This window comes from Burkholderia stabilis (genome assembly GCF_001742165.1).
Lineage (GTDB): Bacteria > Pseudomonadota > Gammaproteobacteria > Burkholderiales > Burkholderiaceae > Burkholderia > Burkholderia stabilis.
The window spans coordinates 127,684-144,067 of sequence record NZ_CP016443.1 but is presented as its reverse complement, the minus strand read 5'-3'; the positions used below and the strand labels follow the sequence as shown (position 1 = coordinate 144,067).

15 protein-coding genes are annotated in these 16,384 nt (G+C 67.9%); 8 read left to right on the top strand and 7 right to left on the bottom strand.

Annotated features, from left to right (window positions below):
* Nucleotides 1–42: 42 nt before the first annotated feature.
* Nucleotides 43–1,059, bottom strand: coding sequence for a LysR substrate-binding domain-containing protein (locus tag BBJ41_RS18775; RefSeq protein ID WP_236872104.1), 1,017 nt, complete (start codon nt 1,057–1,059; stop codon nt 43–45).
* A gap of 134 nt (nt 1,060–1,193) precedes the next feature.
* Between BBJ41_RS18775 and BBJ41_RS18770 the strand changes: the two genes are divergently transcribed.
* Nucleotides 1,194–3,044: a sulfatase family protein gene (locus BBJ41_RS18770; protein WP_069750260.1), complete on the top strand. Its 1,851-nt coding sequence runs from the start codon at nt 1,194–1,196 to the stop codon at nt 3,042–3,044.
* Nucleotides 3,045–3,093: 49 nt separating this feature from the next.
* Here BBJ41_RS18770 and BBJ41_RS18765 read toward each other — a convergent pair whose 3' ends face one another.
* Nucleotides 3,094–3,987 (bottom strand): LysR substrate-binding domain-containing protein, encoded by an 894-nt coding sequence (locus BBJ41_RS18765; protein ID WP_069747862.1) that lies wholly within the window; start codon nt 3,985–3,987, stop codon nt 3,094–3,096.
* Nucleotides 3,988–4,288: 301 nt separating this feature from the next.
* Between BBJ41_RS18765 and BBJ41_RS18760 the strand changes: the two genes are divergently transcribed.
* Both BBJ41_RS18760 and BBJ41_RS18755 read left to right on the top strand, forming a co-directional pair.
* Nucleotides 4,289–4,927 (top strand): hydrolase, encoded by a 639-nt coding sequence (locus tag BBJ41_RS18760; RefSeq protein WP_069747861.1) that lies wholly within the window; start codon nt 4,289–4,291, stop codon nt 4,925–4,927.
* A gap of 205 nt (nt 4,928–5,132) precedes the next feature.
* Nucleotides 5,133–5,855: a haloacid dehalogenase type II gene (locus BBJ41_RS18755; RefSeq protein ID WP_069747860.1), complete on the top strand. Its 723-nt coding sequence runs from the start codon at nt 5,133–5,135 to the stop codon at nt 5,853–5,855.
* Here the strand turns inward: BBJ41_RS18755 and BBJ41_RS18750 are convergent.
* From BBJ41_RS18750 to BBJ41_RS18740, 3 genes are all read right to left on the bottom strand, one after another.
* Complete coding sequence (locus BBJ41_RS18750) at nt 5,809–6,348, bottom strand: SRPBCC family protein (protein ID WP_175972586.1); 540 nt, start codon at nt 6,346–6,348, stop codon at nt 5,809–5,811. The two genes, BBJ41_RS18755 and BBJ41_RS18750, sit on opposite strands and share 47 nt — an antisense overlap.
* A gap of 59 nt (nt 6,349–6,407) precedes the next feature.
* Nucleotides 6,408–7,202 (bottom strand): uracil permease, encoded by a 795-nt coding sequence (locus BBJ41_RS18745; protein WP_069747859.1) that lies wholly within the window; start codon nt 7,200–7,202, stop codon nt 6,408–6,410.
* A 93-nt stretch (nt 7,203–7,295) separates the two neighbouring features.
* Nucleotides 7,296–8,255, bottom strand: coding sequence for a LysR family transcriptional regulator (locus tag BBJ41_RS18740; RefSeq protein ID WP_069747858.1), 960 nt, complete (start codon nt 8,253–8,255; stop codon nt 7,296–7,298).
* A 164-nt stretch (nt 8,256–8,419) separates the two neighbouring features.
* Between BBJ41_RS18740 and BBJ41_RS18735 the strand changes: the two genes are divergently transcribed.
* The 3 genes from BBJ41_RS18735 to mmsB all read left to right on the top strand — a co-directional run bounded on the left by BBJ41_RS18735 (nt 8,420) and on the right by mmsB (nt 12,282).
* The gene (locus tag BBJ41_RS18735) at nt 8,420–9,739 is read left to right on the top strand and encodes an MFS transporter (RefSeq protein WP_069747857.1); all 1,320 of its coding nucleotides are present in this window, start codon (nt 8,420–8,422) and stop codon (nt 9,737–9,739) included.
* Nucleotides 9,740–9,848: 109 nt separating this feature from the next.
* Nucleotides 9,849–11,375 (top strand): CoA-acylating methylmalonate-semialdehyde dehydrogenase, encoded by a 1,527-nt coding sequence (locus BBJ41_RS18730; RefSeq protein ID WP_069747856.1) that lies wholly within the window; start codon nt 9,849–9,851, stop codon nt 11,373–11,375.
* A gap of 16 nt (nt 11,376–11,391) precedes the next feature.
* Complete coding sequence (gene mmsB / locus BBJ41_RS18725; RefSeq protein ID WP_069747855.1) at nt 11,392–12,282, top strand: 3-hydroxyisobutyrate dehydrogenase; 891 nt, start codon at nt 11,392–11,394, stop codon at nt 12,280–12,282.
* 115 nt (nt 12,283–12,397) lie between these two features.
* Here mmsB and BBJ41_RS18720 read toward each other — a convergent pair whose 3' ends face one another.
* On the bottom strand, nt 12,398–12,730 hold the full coding sequence (locus BBJ41_RS18720; RefSeq protein ID WP_069747854.1) for a hypothetical protein: 333 nt from the start codon (nt 12,728–12,730) through the stop codon (nt 12,398–12,400).
* A gap of 610 nt (nt 12,731–13,340) precedes the next feature.
* On the opposite strand from BBJ41_RS18720, the gene BBJ41_RS18715 reads away from it, so the two are divergent.
* Nucleotides 13,341–14,105, top strand: coding sequence for a DUF4397 domain-containing protein (locus tag BBJ41_RS18715; RefSeq protein ID WP_069747853.1), 765 nt, complete (start codon nt 13,341–13,343; stop codon nt 14,103–14,105).
* A gap of 251 nt (nt 14,106–14,356) precedes the next feature.
* Here the strand turns inward: BBJ41_RS18715 and BBJ41_RS40490 are convergent, their stop codons facing one another.
* Nucleotides 14,357–14,581, bottom strand: coding sequence for a hypothetical protein (locus tag BBJ41_RS40490; RefSeq protein ID WP_156814822.1), 225 nt, complete (start codon nt 14,579–14,581; stop codon nt 14,357–14,359).
* 258 nt (nt 14,582–14,839) lie between these two features.
* Here BBJ41_RS40490 and BBJ41_RS18705 point away from each other — a divergent pair, with 258 nt between their 5' ends.
* Nucleotides 14,840–16,378 (top strand): NCS1 family nucleobase:cation symporter-1, encoded by a 1,539-nt coding sequence (locus BBJ41_RS18705; RefSeq protein ID WP_069747851.1) that lies wholly within the window; start codon nt 14,840–14,842, stop codon nt 16,376–16,378.
* Nucleotides 16,379–16,384: the final 6 nt, after the last annotated feature.

The window sequence follows — 16,384 nt, the reverse complement described above, 5'->3', positions numbered from 1 at the left end:
CGATTTGTCAGATTGTTGCGGCGCGCGCTGCTCCGGCCGCTTTCAGGCGTCTGCGCCCGGCGGCGGGTGCGTCACGGCCTTCAGCGCGTCGATCGCGGCCGCGACCGACACGCTCGCGGGCGCCGCATACAGCGCGCCGACCGTGTCGGGCATCGTCGACAGTTTCAGCGGCAACCGGCCGACACGCTCGCCTGCGTGGGCGGCCAGGTCGAACGCGCGGGCCGACTGCACGAACAGGCACGGCGACTGTTCGGCGACCGCGCGGTTGGTTTGCCATGACACCGATTCCATCAGCACGGATGGCGGTGGCAGGCCCGCCTGCGCGAACTCGGCGTCCAGCGCCGTGCGCGCGGGCGACCCGAGCGGCGGCGCGATCCACGGAAACGCCGCCGCGTCGCGCCACCCGATGCGCGCGCGCCTGAGCAGCGGATGGCGCGGCCCGCACACGACGATCATGTCGTCACGGTACAGCGGCGCGATATCGAGCCCCGAGCGCAGCGCCGACGCGTCGAGCCGGCACACGAGCAGGTCGAGTTCGCGGCGTTGCGCCTGCGCGAGCATCCGGTCGAGCGTGTCCTCGCGCACGTTGAGCTGCACGGAACGGCCGGCCTCCCGCAGCCACGCCAATGCGCCCGGAATCAGTTGCGGCGCCATGTTCGGCAGCAAGCCGATCGACACCGGGCGGCCGGCGCCCGTGCGCAACGCGTCGAACGCAGGCGCGACGCCGCGCATGTCGGTCAGTACGCGGCCGATGCATTCGAGCAGCGCCTCGCCGTAGACCGTCGGCGCCACACGCCGCGACGTACGCTCGAACAGCGGCAGGCCGAGCGATGCCTCGAGCTCGCGCAGCCATTTCGACAACGCCGGCTGCGTGATCGACGCAGCTTCGGCCGTGCGCGCGAAGCTGCGCGTGCGTGCGAGCGTGTCGAGCGTTTCCATGTCGCGCACGCGCAACCGGCGCAGCGCCTGCGCGATGCGCTGCTCGTGGGCCGGCGCACCCGGCGGCGCGAGCGGTTCCGGCGGCGTGCGCCCGGCCGGGCTGCGTGGATTGGGGGGCACGGGTGTCTCCATCATTCATGTTCCATGGGTTATCGATCGATCCCGATCTTTCATCGATCGATACGCGATCCTGCCGCATAGTCGTCCGCATGAAAACCCCCGGCACAAGCCGGCATGACCAGGAGACAGCCGACGTGAAAGACGATCAGGACACCCCCGCCGCCGAGCCCACCGCGCGCCGCCAGTTCCTCAAGCTGGCCGGCGCGGCGGTCGCGTCGGCCGGTTTCGGCGCCGATGCGCTGGCCGCGAACGCGCCGCCGGCCGCCCCCGCCGCCCAGGTCGCGAGCGTCGATCCGGCCCCCGCGTTCCACGGCGCGTCGGCCGTGCCCGCCGCGCCGCCCACCGGCTACAACATCCTGTTCATCCTGACCGACCAGGAGCGCCATTTCGACCGCCGGCCGTTTCCCGTGCCGGGCCGCGAAGCGCTGCGCCGCGACGGCATCACGTTCATGCACCACCAGATCGCCGCGTGCGTGTGCTCGCCGTCGCGCTCGACGGTCTACACCGGGCAGCACATCCAGCACACGGGCGTGCTCGACAACGCGGGCGTGCCCTGGCAGAAGGACATGTCGCCGGACATTCGCACCGTCGGCCACATGCTGCGCGACGCCGGCTACTACGCCGCGTATCTCGGCAAGTGGCACCTGAGCGCGTCAATGCACGAAACCGCGAGCCCGTACACGGCGCCCGTGGCCGACTACAACCGCACGATCCGGTCGTACGGCTTCGACGACTATTTCGGCGTGGGCGACCTGATCGGGATGGTGCGCGGCGGCTACCAGTACGACGGGATCACGGCCGAGGCCGCGGTGAGCTGGATGCGCAACCATGCGCCGCGGCTCGCGAAGGAAGGCAAGCCGTGGTTCCTCGCGGTGAATCTCGTCAACCCGCACGACGCGATGTTCGTGAACACCGACACGAACGGCTCGACGGTGCAGGACGCGAATCATCCGATGCTCGGCAACGCGCCGCCGCCGAACGACGCGCTGTATCGCACGTCGTGGCGCGACGTGCCGCTCGCGGCGTCGCGGCGGCAACCGTACGACGAACCGGGGCGGCCGCCCGCGCACGGGATGTTCAACGCCGCGCACGCGAATCTCGTCGGGCGCTACCCGTTTACCGACGAGCGCGTGCGCATCTACCAGGACAACTACTTCAACTGCATCCGCGACTGCGACACGCACGTCGTGCGCCTGCTGCAGTCGCTGCAATCGCTCGGCCTCGACGACCGCACGATCGTCGTGATGACGGCCGACCACGGCGACCACGTCGGCGCGCACCAGCTCGTCGGCAAGGGCGCGGCCGCGTACCAGCCGCAGAATCACGTGCCGCTCGTGATCCGCCATCCCGCGTATCCGGGCGGGATGCAATGCGATGCGCTGACGTCGCACATCGACATCGCGCCGACGCTGCTCGGGCTCACCGGCCTCGACGATGCGCGCCTCGCGTCGATCCGCGGCAGCGCGCTGAAGGGTCGCGACCTCACACGCTGGCTCGCGAAGCCGGCCGACGCGAAGCTGCACGCCGCCCGGGACGCGACGCTGTTCAACTACGCGATGCTGCTCTACTACGACAGCGAATGGATGCTGAAGGAACTGGGTGCGCTGCGGCAGAAAGGCGTGCCCGAGGACGAACTGCTGCGCCGCGCGCTCGCGCAGCAGCCCGATTTCCGGTTGCGCGGCACAATCCGCAGCGTGTTCGACGGCCGCTACCGGTTCACGCGCTATTTCTCGCCGCTCGAATTCAACCGGCCGACGACGCTGGAGGATCTGTTCGCGCGCAACGACGTCGAGCTGTTCGACCTCGCGAGCGATCCGGGCGAGATGCGCAATCTCGCGACCGACCGCAGACGGAACGGCGAATTGCTGCTCGCGATGAACGGCCGCCTGAACGATCTGATCGCCAGCGAAGTCGGCGACGACAGCCCCGACGTGATGCCGATCCGCGACGGGAAGGTGCAGGTGCAGATCCGCAAGTGGCACTGACGGCAGCGCTGCGCCCGGAGGCGGCACGCCGGGCGCAGCGTGCCGTGCGTCAATCCTTCCGGATGTGTTCGGCCAGGAAGTCGATCAACAGCCGCACGCGCGGCAGCAGCCCGCGCCGCGACGGAAACACCGCGTGCACCACGCCGCCCTTCGGCGCCCATCCGGGCAGCACGTCGACCAGCGTGCCGTCGCGCAACGCATCCTCGACGACCATGCACGGCAATTGCACGATGCCGACGCCGTGAATCGCGGCGTCGCGCAGCGCGTGCATGTCGTCGGTGATGAAGCGCGGGTGATGGCGCAACTGCGCGTGCTCGCCGTTCGGCCCGATCAGTTGCCACACGTGATGCCGCGCCGGCCCCCAGTCGAGGCTCGGCGCGCCGACCAGCTGGGCCGGGTCCGACGGCACGGCCCGCCCGTCGAGCCACTGCGGCGCGGCCACCAGCCGCTGCGGGCTGTCGCCGAGCGCGCGCATCACGAGATCGCTGTCTTCCAGCGGCGGAAAGCGCACGCGCAACGCGATGTCGAACCCTTCGCTCAACAGGTCGACGCGGCGGTTCGTCGCCTCGAGATGCACCTGTACCTGCGGATGCAGCGCCATGAAACGCGCGACGAGTTCGCTCACGCGATATTCGAGCAGCGCGGTCGGACAGCTCACGCGGACGATGCCGCGCGGCTCCGCATGACGGCGCTCGATCACCTCGCGCGCGGCGTCGGCTTCGACCAGTACCGCGAGGCAACGCTCGTAGAATTCGCGCCCGGTTTCCGTGACCATGAAATGACGTGTCGTGCGCTGCAGCAGCCGCACGTCGTACTGCGCCTCCAGCGCCGCGATGCGCCGGCTCAGCGTCGATTTCGGGACATCCAGCGCGCGCCCCGCCTGCGTGAACCCGCCGTGTTCGACCACCTTCACGAAATAGTAGAGGTCGTTCAGGTCATCCATGATTGTTCCATCCATAGAACACTGACGGCATTTTAAGGGACTGGAACGCCCGTTGTTGCACGAATAGCATCCTGTTGTGACGTGGATCGCCGTGTCGCGGCAGCCGGATTTTTTTGGGTCAACGCCGTCGCCCGCCCGATCGATTCACTACGCTTGAAGCATTCGCCCGCCGCGCAACCGGCGCCGGACGTTTGCGACAGCGCGAGCGCGCGGCCGCGGCAAGTGTCCCGACACCGTGGCCGCATCCCACCCGGCCCCTCGGGATTCCCCTTCCTTTCCCGCACTGACACTGGAGACAACCATGGCAAGCGAACCGGTTCGCGACCCCGCGAACGACCACCTGCTTACCCCGCAGAACGCGGCGTTCATCGTCATCGATTACCAGCCGGTCCAGGTGAATTCGATCGCGTCGATGGATCGTCAATTGCTGGTCAACAACATCGTCGGCGCGTCGAAGGCGGCCGTCGCGTACGACCTGCCGATCGTCCATTCGACCGTGAACGTGAAGACGGGCCTGAACAAGCCGCCGATCCCGCAACTGCGCGCGGCGCTCGAAGGCTATCCGACCTACGATCGCACCAGCATCAACTCGTGGGAAGACGTCGAATTCCGCAAGGCCGTCGAGGCGACCGGCCGCAAGAAACTGATCATGACGGCGCTGTGGACCGAAGCGTGCCTGACGTTCCCGGCGCTCGACGCGCTGAAGGCCGGCTACGAGGTGTACGTGGTCGTCGATGCGGTCGGCGGCACGTCGGTCGCCGCGCACGAAGCCGCGCTGCGCCGTATCGAGCAGGCCGGCGGGCAGATGATCAGCGTCGCGCAGCTGTTCTGCGAACTGCAGCGCGACTGGGCGCGCAGCGCCACCGTGCCCGCGTTCATCGACCTGTTCATCGAAACCGGCGGTACGGCCGGCATCCAGTTCTCGTACGACAAGAGTTGACCGGCCGGACGCGCGCGGCCACGCAGGTTTTCCGGCGGCGCGCGGCCATGCCGGCGATTGATCCGTTCCGGCAGCGGCATCCCCACGAAAACGCGGCCGTCCAGGCCGCGTTTTCGTATCCGTGATTCAATGTCGATCGAACCGGCGTCGCGCATTCCGGCGGCACGGCGTAGGTGCCCTCACTGATCGACCTTCACGGAATCCCATGACGAACCCTGCCGAAATCAAGGCGCTCGTTTTCGATGTCTTCGGAACGATCGCCGACTGGAGAACCGGCGTCGCGCGCGGCGCGGCCGCCTTCCTCGATCGCCATGCGCCGGCGATCGACCCGTTCGAGTTCGCCGATACGTGGCGCGCCGAATATTCGCCGTCGATGGAAGAAATCCGCAGCGGGCGCCGGCGCTACGTGCGGCTCGACGTGCTGCACCGCGAGAACCTCGTCCGCACGCTCGACAGCTACGGCATCGTCGACGTTCCCGACGCCGACATCGATACGCTCAACCTCGCGTGGCACAGCCTCGATCCGTGGCCCGACGCCGTCGCCGCGCTGCACCGGCTGAAGCGGCGCTTCATCATCGCGCCGCTGTCGAACGGCAACATCCGGCTGATGATCGACGTCGCGAAACGCGCGGGGCTGCCGTGGGACGCGATCCTCGGCGCCGAAGTCGTGCGCGCGTACAAGCCGTCGCCGCAGGTGTACAGCGACACGGTCGAGATTCTCGGCGTCGCGCCGGCCGAGCTGTGCCTCGTCGCGGCCCACAACGGCGATCTCGCCGCCGCGCGCCGGCTCGGGCTGTCGACTGCGTTCGTGCTGCGCCCGACCGAGCACGGGCCCGGCCAGACGACGGATCTGAAAGCCGACGATGCGTGGGACTTCGACGTCAGGGACCTGAACGAACTCGCGGATCGGCTCGGTTGCCCGGGTTGAGCGTCGGCGCCGGCTGAGCGGCCTGCCCTTTCGCCGAATTCGCCAGGCGGCGCCAGTTGCGCGCCGCATAGCGGTGGGCCTGCAGCAGCGCGAGCCACAGACCGATCTGCCGAACCGGCTTGAAAATCCCGCGCGCGCTGAATACGGTGCGCCGCTCGACGCGCGTCTTGCCGCCCTCGACGGGCGTCAGCGTGAATTCGTCTTCGAGCAGGTCGACCCAGTCGCGGCACCAGACCGTCGACGCGATCATCCGATAGCGCAGCCGGCGATTCTCGTCGAGCACGAGAATCCGCTGGTCGATCGTGCCGCGATCGGTCGTGCACTGCCGCGTATTGCCGACCGCCGGCGTACCCTCCAGCACGCGACAGCTCACCGGCTTCGGCACGCCGAGGCGAAACAGCAACGGCCGCGTGTCGTCCATCCGCGCATGGAAAAAATTCGGCCACACGTGCTCCGGCCGGCAATCGAACGTCCATTGCGAGTGAATTTCCACGACCCTCTCCTTGCGGCTGTCGATTCGCGCATGATGGCACAACCACCCGTGCGCCTGCGCTACTTCACCACCGCCCGCCACGCCGCCCGCGCGTACAGGAGCAGCAACGGCAGCAACGCGAACGAAAACAGCAGCGACAGCGCGAGCACCCACACCGGCCAGCCTTGCGGATTGCCGTGCGCCCAGTAGCGGTACGGCACGCTCAGCATCCCGATTTCCATCAGCAGCGCGCCCAGCGGCACGAGCCCGTTCATCACCATCGATAAACCGACACGCACCGCGCCGTCGATATTTTTCCCCGCGCCATAAGCCGCGACGAGGTAAAGGACATACCCGATCATCGCGACCATCAGCCCGCCGCCGGCCAGCAGGCCGACACTGCGTACGCTGCGTTCGTGCAACTGATTCGAACCGGGCGGCAACACGACGTCCACCTTGTCGCCGATCACCGGTACGTCGCCGGAACGAATGTTGCCCGGCAGCACGACCCGCTCGCCGTCCGGCAGCGTGGTTTCCAGCATCGACGTGTATTTGATGCACCGGTACGACTCTTTGCGCCCGTCGCTGTCGGTCCGCTCACAGGTGTCCCACTCGGACTGGTAGGACACCACGGTCGCCTCGTATTTCGGCGAAACGATCAACACGCGGAATTCGTCGCCGATCCAGTACGCGAACGGGAAAAACAGCGACACCAGGCAAAAGCACACGAGCCACCAGAACGCGATCGCGCCGCCGTTCGAGCCGCGCTTGCCGCCCGCCTGGCGGCGCACCATGCGCGCCGCGAGCCAGTAAGCGGCCACGCCGAATACCGCCACACAGACCACGAAAACCTTGCCGTCATGCGTCAAAGCCATGGGTTTGCCCTCTCGTTGCCGGCCCGAATCGCCGCCGGTCGTTTTTCATATGGGTGAATCACATCGCCTCCGCCGCGACTGCGCGATCGCGCGCTAATCCGGTTCGCCGACGAAGCGCAGCGTCCCCGATTCGCCCGACAGCAGCGCGCGATTCGCATCGGCCGCCGCGCGCAGGTAATCCCACAGCGCGGTCACGCGCCGCAGCTTGCGCAGATCCTCGCGGCACGTCAGCCAGAAACAGCGCGTGACGACCACGTCGTCCGGCAGCACGGGCACCAGCGCCGGCTGCGTGGCCGCCATGAAGCACGGCAGGATCGCGAGCCCGCCGCCCTGCAGCGCGGCGAAATACTGCGCGATCACGCTCGTCGTGCGCAGCCCGGCCGTCGCGCCCGGCACCGCGCGTTCCAGGTACAGCAGCTCGTTGCTGAACGCGAGATCGTCGACATAGCTGATGAAAGCGTGGTGCGCGAGATCGTCCGTGCAGGTGATCGGCGCGTGGTTCGCAAGATAGTCGCGCGTCGCGTAGAGGCGCAACTGGTAATCGCACAGCTTCGTGACCACGTAAGGCCCGCGCTCGGGGCGCTCTAGCGTGATCGCCAGGTCGGCTTCGCGCTTCGGCAGGTTGACGAAATGCGGGACCGGCAGCAGATCGACCGTCACGTGCGGATGCTCGGCGCGAAACTGCGCGAGCTGCGGCGCGAGAAAAAAGCAGCCGAACCCTTCGGTCGACCCGATCCGCACGTGGCCCGACAGCGCCGTGCCGGTGTTCGCGACCTGATCGCACGCGGACTGCACGGTCGTCTCCATCGCGTCGGCATACGCGACGAGCCGCTGCCCTTCGGCCGTCAGCGTGAAGCCGCCGGAGCGCGATTTGTCGAACAGCAGCGTGCCCATCGCGGCTTCGAGCGCGCGAATGCGCCGCGCGACGGTCGTGTAATCGACGCCGAGCCGCTTCGCGGCGCCGCTCGCGCGCTGCGTGCGCGCGACTTCGAGGAAGAACCGCAGGTCGTCCCAGTTCAGGTTGCCGGAAACCGGCTCGGTGGCGTGTCGCATCGGCGAGGCAAAGGGGAAAAGGGGCTGGAGTCTCCGGGCCGGCCGTCGATGTGCATAAATGCATATCCAACCGGTTTCTTTATCGGTACATGATGAATCTGCGCATAACTATACTCGACCGTGACCTGCGGACCACGAGCCGCGGCACCCACCACGGAGACACCATGCAGACGCGATCCACCCTCGATGAGCATGCGACAGTCGCAGCGCCGGCGCCAGCCCGCACCGCGAAGCACTACCTGCTGGCCGGCTGGGCCAGCATGGCCGGCACCACGATCGAGTGGTACGACTTCTTCCTCTACGGCACGGCCGCCGCGCTCGTGTTCAACCGCATCTTCTTCCCGTCGCTGGACCCCGTCGTCGGCACGCTCGCCGCGTTCGGCACGTTCGCGGTCGGCTTCATCGGGCGGCCGATGGGCGGCATCGTGTTCGGCCACTTCGGCGACCGGATCGGCCGCAAGTCGATGCTGATGATCACGCTGCTGCTGATGGGCGTGCCGAGCATGATCATCGGGCTGATCCCGTCGTACGACAGCATCGGCTACTGGGCGGCCGCACTCCTGATCGCGATGCGCTTCCTGCAGGGGATGGCGGTCGGCGGCGAATGGGGCGGCGCGGTGCTGATGGCCGTCGAGCACGCGCCGAAGGGCCGCAAGGGGCTGTTCGGCAGCCTGCCGCAGACGGGCGTCGGGCTCGGGTTGATCATGTCGTCGCTCGCGATGGCCGCGGTGGCCGCGCTGCCCGAAGCCGACATGCTGTCGTGGGGCTGGCGCGTGCCGTTCCTCGCGAGCATCGCGCTCGTCGGGCTCGGCTGGTTCATCCGCGCGAAAGTGCCCGAATCGCCCGACTTCGAGAAGATCCAGCGCCAGGGCAAGGCCGAGAAATCGCCCGTCACGGCCGCGCTGCGCCGCCATCCGCGCGAGGTGCTGACGATCGTCGGCGCGCGCGCCGCCGAAAACACGTGGTTCTACATGGTCGTCACGTTCGCGCTCGCCTATGCGACGCAGCAGTTGCATCTGCCGAAGGCCGAGATGCTGCACGCGATCACGGCCGGCGCCGTGCTGTCGCTCGTCACGATGCCGCTGTGCGGCCACCTGAGCGACAAGATCGGCCAGCGCCGGATGTTCGCGATCGGTCTCGTGCTGATGTGCGCGTTCGCCGCGCCGTTCTTCATGATGCTCGGCACGCAGCAGACGTCGTACGCGTGGTGGGCGATCGTGCTCGGCCTCGGCGTCGTGTTCCCGATCCTCTATGCGCCGGAATCGCTGCTGTTCGCGCAGCAGTTCCCCGCGGAAATCCGCTACAGCGGCATATCGCTGTCGGTGCAGCTGGCCGGCGTGATCGGCGGCGGCTTCGCGCCGATGATCGCGACGTCGCTGCTCAAGGCCGGCGGCGGCCAGCCGCATTACGTGATCGCGTACCTCGTCGGTTTCGGCGTGTTCGCGCTCGTATGTACCGCATTGATGCGCCCGGCCCGCGCCTGAACGCGCCTGCCCCGGATCGATTTCAGTTCACCCTGCCGTCCGCCGTGCACGCACGTGCGGCGGATGCCGGGGCCCCTTTTCGTCGCAACACCGTTTCCCGGAGACATCCATGAACGCCGCAGTTCCCCAGACCACCCTCGCCCTGCCCACCGCCAAGCTGCTGATCGACGGCGCGTTCGTCGAATCGCAAAGCGCCGAATGGGGCGACATCGTCAACCCCGCGACGCAGGAAGTGATCGGCCGCGTGCCGTACGCGACGCTCGACGAGGTCGATGCCGCGATCGCGTCCGCGCAGCGCGCGTTCCAGACGTGGAAGACGACGCCGATCGGCGCGCGGCTGCGCATCATGCTGAAGTTCCAGGATCTGGTGCGCAGCAATCTCGAACGGATCGCGAAGACGCTGACGGCCGAGCAAGGCAAGACGCTGCCCGACGCGCAGGGCGACATCTTCCGCGGCCTCGAAGTGGTCGAGCATGCGTGCTCGATCGGGACGCTGCAGCAAGGCGAATTCGCGGAGAACGTCGCCGGCGGCGTCGATACCTACACGCTGCGCCAGCCGATCGGCGTGTGCGCGGGCATCACGCCGTTCAACTTTCCCGGGATGATCCCGCTGTGGATGTTCCCGATGGCGATCGTCTGCGGCAACACGTTCGTGCTGAAGCCGTCCGAGCAGGACCCGCTGTCGACGATGCAGCTCGTCGAACTCGCGATCGAGGCCGGCGTGCCGAAGGGCGTGCTGAACGTCGTGCACGGCGGCAAGACCGTGGTCGACCGTCTCTGCACGCATCCGGACATCAAGGCGATCTCGTTCGTCGGCTCGACGCGCGTCGGCACGCACGTGTATAACCTCGGCAGCCAGCACGGCAAGCGCGTGCAGTCGATGATGGGCGCGAAGAACCACGCGGTCGTACTGCCCGACGCGCACCGCGAGCAGTCGATCAACGCGCTCGTCGGCGCGGGTTTCGGCGCGGCCGGCCAGCGCTGCATGGCGACCTCGGTCGTCGTGCTCGTCGGCCAGGCGCGCGACTGGCTGCCCGATCTCGTCGAAAAGGCGAAGGTATTGAAGATCAACGCGGGCCACGAGCCGGGCACGGATGTCGGGCCGGTCGTGTCGAAGGCCGCGCATGCGCGCATCACCGCGCTGATCGACGAAGGCGTGAAGGCCGGCGCGAAGCTCGAACTCGACGGCCGCGACGTGAAGGTGCCCGGCTACGAGCACGGCAACTTCGTCGGCCCGACGATCTTCTCGGGCGTGACGACCGACATGTCGATCTATACGGAAGAAATCTTCGGGCCGGTGGTGGTCGTGCTCGAAGCCGACACGCTCGACGAAGCGATCGCGCTCGTCAACCGCAACCCGATGGGCAACGGCGTCGGGCTGTTCACGCAGAGCGGCGCGGCGGCGCGCAAGTTCCAGAGCGAGATCGACATCGGCCAGGTCGGCATCAACATCCCGATTCCGGTGCCGGTGCCCTACTTCAGCTTCACGGGCTCGCGCGGCTCGAAGCTCGGCGATCTCGGCCCGTACGGCAAGCAGGTCGTGCAGTTCTACACGCAGACGAAGACGGTCACCGCACGCTGGTTCGACGACGACGCGACGGCCGGCGGCGTCAACACGACGATCGCGCTGCGCTGATCAGAGGGGCTCGCACATGGAAATCGCATTCATCGGGCTCGGCAACATGGGCGGCCCCATGGCCGCCAACCTGCTCAAGGCCGGCCACGCGCTGACGGTGTTCGACCTCGACACTCACGCAGTCGACGCCGCGGTGCGCGCGGGCGCCACGGCGGCCGGCTCGCCGCGCGACGCGGCCGCGCGCGGCTCGATCGTCATCACGATGCTGCCGGCCGCGCAGCACGTGCGCGCCGTCTACCTCGGCGACGACGGCGTACTGGCCGGCGCGCGCGCCGGCGCGACGCTGATCGACTGCAGCACGATCGATCCCGGCACCGTACGCGCAGTGGCGGAAGCCGCCGCACAGCGCGACTTCCCGCTCGCCGACGCACCCGTGTCAGGCGGCACCGGCGGCGCGCAGGCCGGCACGCTGACCTTCATGGTCGGCGCGCAAGCCGCGCTGTTCGAGCGTATCCGCCCCGTGCTGCTCGACATGGGCAAGAACGTCGTGCATTGCGGCGGCACCGGCACCGGGCAGATCGCGAAGATCTGCAACAACCTGCTGCTCGGGATCTCGATGATGGGCGTGTCGGAAGCGATGGCGCTCGGCGCCGCGCTCGGCATCGATCCGGCCGTGCTGGCCGGCATCATCAACACGTCGACCGGCCGCTGCTGGAGCTCGGACGTCTATAACCCGTATCCGGGCGTGAGCGACACGGCGCCCGCCGCACGCGGCTATGCGGGCGGCTTCGCGGCGAACCTGATGCTGAAGGATCTCGGGCTCGCGACCGAAGCCGCACGCAGCGCGCATCAGCCGGTGTGGATGGGCGCGCTCGCGCAGCAGCTCTATCAGTCGATGAGCCAGCAGGGGCTCGGCACGCTCGACTTCTCCGCATGCGTGAAGCTGTACGAGGCGCAGCCCGCATAACCGGCACAACCCGCGCCGGACGTGCGCCGACCCGCGATGCGCTTGCGCGACTCGCGGGTCGAATCACATGCGGGACAAGGAAGTCGCAGGCGCCGTGTCGGGCGCCGCCGGTCGTTCAACCGCGCGGGTTCGACGCCGTCTCGAAGGTCGGATGGCACTCGAACGCGAGTTCGGAGCGCGCGTCGACGCGGCGGCCGCCGGTCAGCGACTCCTGCTTCATGCTCGCGCGCATCCCGCGCTGCGTGCAGTAATTGGTGGCTTCGCTGAGCGCCTTCTCGTGAGCGTCGGCCCACGTCGTCGACATGCCCACCGTGTGCGTCGTCACGGTGAATACGTTCGGGTTCGACGTCGCGGTCACGTCGGAAGCGGTCGAACACGCGGCGAGCAAGCATGCGGCAGCCGCGACGGTCAACCATCGCAGGGTTCGAAAAGAAACTGGAATGGACATGGGGGCAAGCGCACGCCGGTATGACGTGCATTGAGCAACATAGGCGACAGTATGCCTGCCGGATCGCCGGAGATCATGCCCCTTTCGGTGAACACATTGTTTCCAATGGTTAAACGATGACCGCAGCAGGCAAGATTTACAGCCGTTGCCACGCCTGCCTCCGCCCGGCGGGTAGTTTTGCCCTGCCGGTGCGCCGTTTCGGGCGGTCAGGCCGGCGCGCCGGCCCATGCGCGCGTGCCTGCCCGATCCTGGCCGACGCGTTCGCCAGGTTTCGCCACGCCGGCTGCCCGGGCGCGCTTGCGTATCCGGCCTGGCGCGCGGCCCGCTGACGAATCGCGTCGCCCACGCGACGCGGTCCTTTTTACAACCGCGGCAACAATCCGGCCCGCCCGCCGCCCCGCTTCGCACTTCGCACTGCGCTCGCCCCCCACCGGCGCGCACTTCTCGTCGCCCTGCGCCGCCTTTCGCCGGACGGGCACATCGTTTGCGCCCTCCATGCGCCCGCCGCACCGGCGGACAGCAATCTTCCCGCAACCGGCGCTGCGCACCGCGAGACCTTTCGCGCGGCGATCCCGCATCGCAAACAGGTTCCCCTGAACGAGAGGACGACATGAAATCAATACGAACGATGGTGGCCGTGTGCTCGGTCATTTCCGTGCTCGCCGCGTGCGGCGGCGACGGCAACGACGTCGGCACCGAACTCGGCATCTCGAAGCCGCAAGCGCGCTTCATCAACGCGGTGCCGGCCGGGCCGAATCTCGACTACTACCTGAATGCGAAGGTCGATGCGTCGGGCGTCGCGTACAAGGGCGTGACGCGTTATCACGACATCGATTCGGGCACGCAGAACGCGAGCTACGACATCTCGGGCACGACGACGACCGTCGCCGCGCAATCGTTCGGCGCGTCGAACGGCCATCACTACACGACGATCGCGCTGCCGAGCACGTCGTCGGCGATCTCCGTCATCGACGATCCGTACGACAAGGGCCTGCTGTCGGACAAGGCGCGCGTGCGCAGCTTCAACGCGTCGCCGAACGCGCAGAACGTGGACGTGTACGTCGTCCCGCCGGGCACCGACATCACGACGCAAAGCCCGACGCTCGCAGGCGCGGCATATCAGAACGCGGTGCCGGCAACGACCCAGGATTCCGTCTACCTGAACGGCGGCAGCTACCAGGTGATCGTCACGACGGCCGGCAGCAAGTCGCCGATCCTCAAGACTGCGCCGGTCACGATCAACAACAACGCCGACTGGTTGCTCCTGACGATTCCGTCGGGCGGGATCGGCGACGTGACGCCGAACGACATCCACGTGCTCGTGGCGCAAGGCAACGACGCCGATACATCCGCGCAGGAACTCGGGCCGCAATGACACGGCAGACGGCACGGCGAACGGTCGTCACGGCTTCGTGACGACCGGTGCCGGTCGCGCGGCCGGCCGACCCGCTCGAAGCGGCTCGCATGCCCGGCGCGCGTGCCGGCGCCGATCCGGGAATCGCTACAACGGCCCTTGCAAATCCTTCACGCGCACGCGCGCCACCCGGCGCACGTGCCAGGCCGGCACGGCACTCGAAAAGCGAACGGCGCGACTCGAGCCCGTCCGCCCGCCCGATCAGCCGCCCATCAGCCGCCGCTAGCGCCGCCCGGCGCGGAGGCCGCGCCTGGCATGCTCGCGCCGCTGTCGCTGCCGCCTGCGGCCGCGCCGCCGCCCGACGAGGCCGACGGTGCGGCCGACATGCCGCCCGTTGCGCCCGTGTCGGAACTCGCGCCGCCGCTGTCGTCCTTCTTCTGGCAGCCTGCCCCCGCCGCGAGGCCCGCAATCAGGATGCCGGCGAAGACGGCTCGCATTACGTGACAAAGTGAATATCGCTGCATGACACCTCCGCTGATGTCGATGTGGATGGAACCCGCTTGCGCGCAATTCGCGTGCCGCATCCGCCGTCCACGATGAACGCGCCCCATTCATTTTCCAAATGACGCCCAGCCGAATATTTAATTTCCCATCGCCGGGCGGGCCGCCCATACTCGCGAACAAATCCGTGACATAACGTCCACGGCGGGCAAGCCAGCGCTGCGAGCATACGCGGCCGGTTCATGCCCCTGCACATGGAAGGAGACACCTGCGTGCAACTGGAAGCCACCCACCGCCCGGGCCTCGCGCTCGGCGCGGACGACGCATCGCATCGACCCGATACGGCCGCGCTGAGCCCGCGGCTGCACAACCCCGACCTCGCGCCGACCAAGGCCGAAGGCCGGACGTGGGGCCGCTACAGCATCTTTGCGCTATGGACCAACGACGTGCACAACATCGCGAACTACTCGTTCGCGATCGGGCTGTTCGCGCTCGGCCTGTCGGGCTGGCAGATGCTCGCTTCGCTCGCGATCGGCGCGGTGCTCGTGTACTGCTTCATGAACCTCACCGGCTACATGGGCCAGAAGACCGGCGTGCCGTTCCCTGTGATCAGCCGGATGAGCTTCGGCATCTACGGCGCGATGCTGCCCGCGATGATCCGCGCGGTGATCGCGATCGCATGGTTCGGTATCCAGACCTATCTCGCGTCCGTCGTGCTGCGCGTGCTGCTCACCGCGATCTGGCCGGGCCTCGCCGCATTCGACCAGAACGCGATCTTCGGGCTGTCGACACTCGGCTGGATCACCTTCGTCGCGATCTGGCTCGTGCAGATCGGCATCCTCACGTACGGGATGGAGATGGTCCGCAAGTACGAGGGGCTCGCCGGCCCGGTGATCCTCGTCACGACGTTGTCGCTCGCCGCGTGGATGTATAGCCGCACGGGCGGCCATCTCGCGATGTCGGTCGGCAAGCCGCTCACCGGCCTGAAGATGTGGACGGAGATTTTCGCGGGCGGCTCGCTGTGGCTCGCGATCTACGGCACGCTGGTGCTCAATTTCTGCGACTTCGCCCGTTCGTCGCCGAGCGCGAAGACGGTGCGCGTCGGCAACTTCTGGGGCCTGCCCGTGAACATCATCGTGTTCGCGACGATCAGCTTCGTGCTCGCGGGTGCGCAGTTCAAGCTGAACGGCCACATCATCCACAGCCCGACGGAAATCATCGCGACGGTGCCGAACAAGCTGTTCCTCGTGCTCGGCTGCCTCGCATTCCTGATCGTGACGGTCGCCGTGAACATCATGGCGAACTTCGTCGCGCCGGCCTTCGTGCTGACGAGCCTCGCGCCGCACCGCCTGTCGTTCCGCCGCGCGGGCCTGATCAGCGCGACGGTCGCCGTGCTGATCCTGCCGTGGAACCTCTACAACAGCCCGATCGTGATCGTCTATTTCCTGTCCGGCCTCGGCGCGCTGCTCGGCCCGCTGTACGGGATCATCACGGTCGACTACTGGCTCGTGCGCAAACAGCGCGTGAACGTGCCCGACCTCTATACCGAAGCGCCGGCCGGTGCCTACTTCTACACGCGCGGCGTGAACCGCAAGGCGCTCGCGGCGCTCGCGCCGTCCGCGCTGATCTCGATCACGCTCGCCGTCGTGCCGGCCTTCAGCGCGATGACGCCGTTCTCGTGGCTGCTCGGCGCAGCCATCGCGGGCAGCGTGTACTGGCTGCTGGCCGATCGCAAACGGCAATACGAAGAGCGCTCGGGCGAACACATCGCGGTCGCCTGCGCCGAACACTGACAGCAC

What these genes read in the sequence shown, in the direction of transcription:
- BBJ41_RS18755 (WP_069747860.1), top strand. Translation starts at nt 5,133, where the DNA reads ATGACGAACCCTGCCGAAATCAAGGCGCTCGTTTTCGATGTCTTCGGA.
- BBJ41_RS18740 (WP_069747858.1), bottom strand. Translation starts at nt 8,255, where the DNA reads ATGCGACACGCCACCGAGCCGGTTTCCGGCAACCTGAACTGGGACGAC.
- BBJ41_RS18735 (WP_069747857.1), top strand. Translation starts at nt 8,420, where the DNA reads ATGCAGACGCGATCCACCCTCGATGAGCATGCGACAGTCGCAGCGCCG.
- mmsB (WP_069747855.1), top strand. Translation starts at nt 11,392, where the DNA reads ATGGAAATCGCATTCATCGGGCTCGGCAACATGGGCGGCCCCATGGCC.
- BBJ41_RS18720 (WP_069747854.1), bottom strand. Translation starts at nt 12,730, where the DNA reads ATGTCCATTCCAGTTTCTTTTCGAACCCTGCGATGGTTGACCGTCGCG.
- BBJ41_RS18745 (WP_069747859.1), bottom strand. Translation starts at nt 7,202, where the DNA reads ATGGCTTTGACGCATGACGGCAAGGTTTTCGTGGTCTGTGTGGCGGTA.
- BBJ41_RS18715 (WP_069747853.1), top strand. Translation starts at nt 13,341, where the DNA reads ATGAAATCAATACGAACGATGGTGGCCGTGTGCTCGGTCATTTCCGTG.
- BBJ41_RS18705 (WP_069747851.1), top strand. Translation starts at nt 14,840, where the DNA reads ATGGAAGGAGACACCTGCGTGCAACTGGAAGCCACCCACCGCCCGGGC.
- BBJ41_RS18730 (WP_069747856.1), top strand. Translation starts at nt 9,849, where the DNA reads ATGAACGCCGCAGTTCCCCAGACCACCCTCGCCCTGCCCACCGCCAAG.
- BBJ41_RS18765 (WP_069747862.1), bottom strand. Translation starts at nt 3,987, where the DNA reads ATGGATGACCTGAACGACCTCTACTATTTCGTGAAGGTGGTCGAACAC.
- BBJ41_RS40490 (WP_156814822.1), bottom strand. Translation starts at nt 14,581, where the DNA reads ATGCGAGCCGTCTTCGCCGGCATCCTGATTGCGGGCCTCGCGGCGGGG.
- BBJ41_RS18760 (WP_069747861.1), top strand. Translation starts at nt 4,289, where the DNA reads ATGGCAAGCGAACCGGTTCGCGACCCCGCGAACGACCACCTGCTTACC.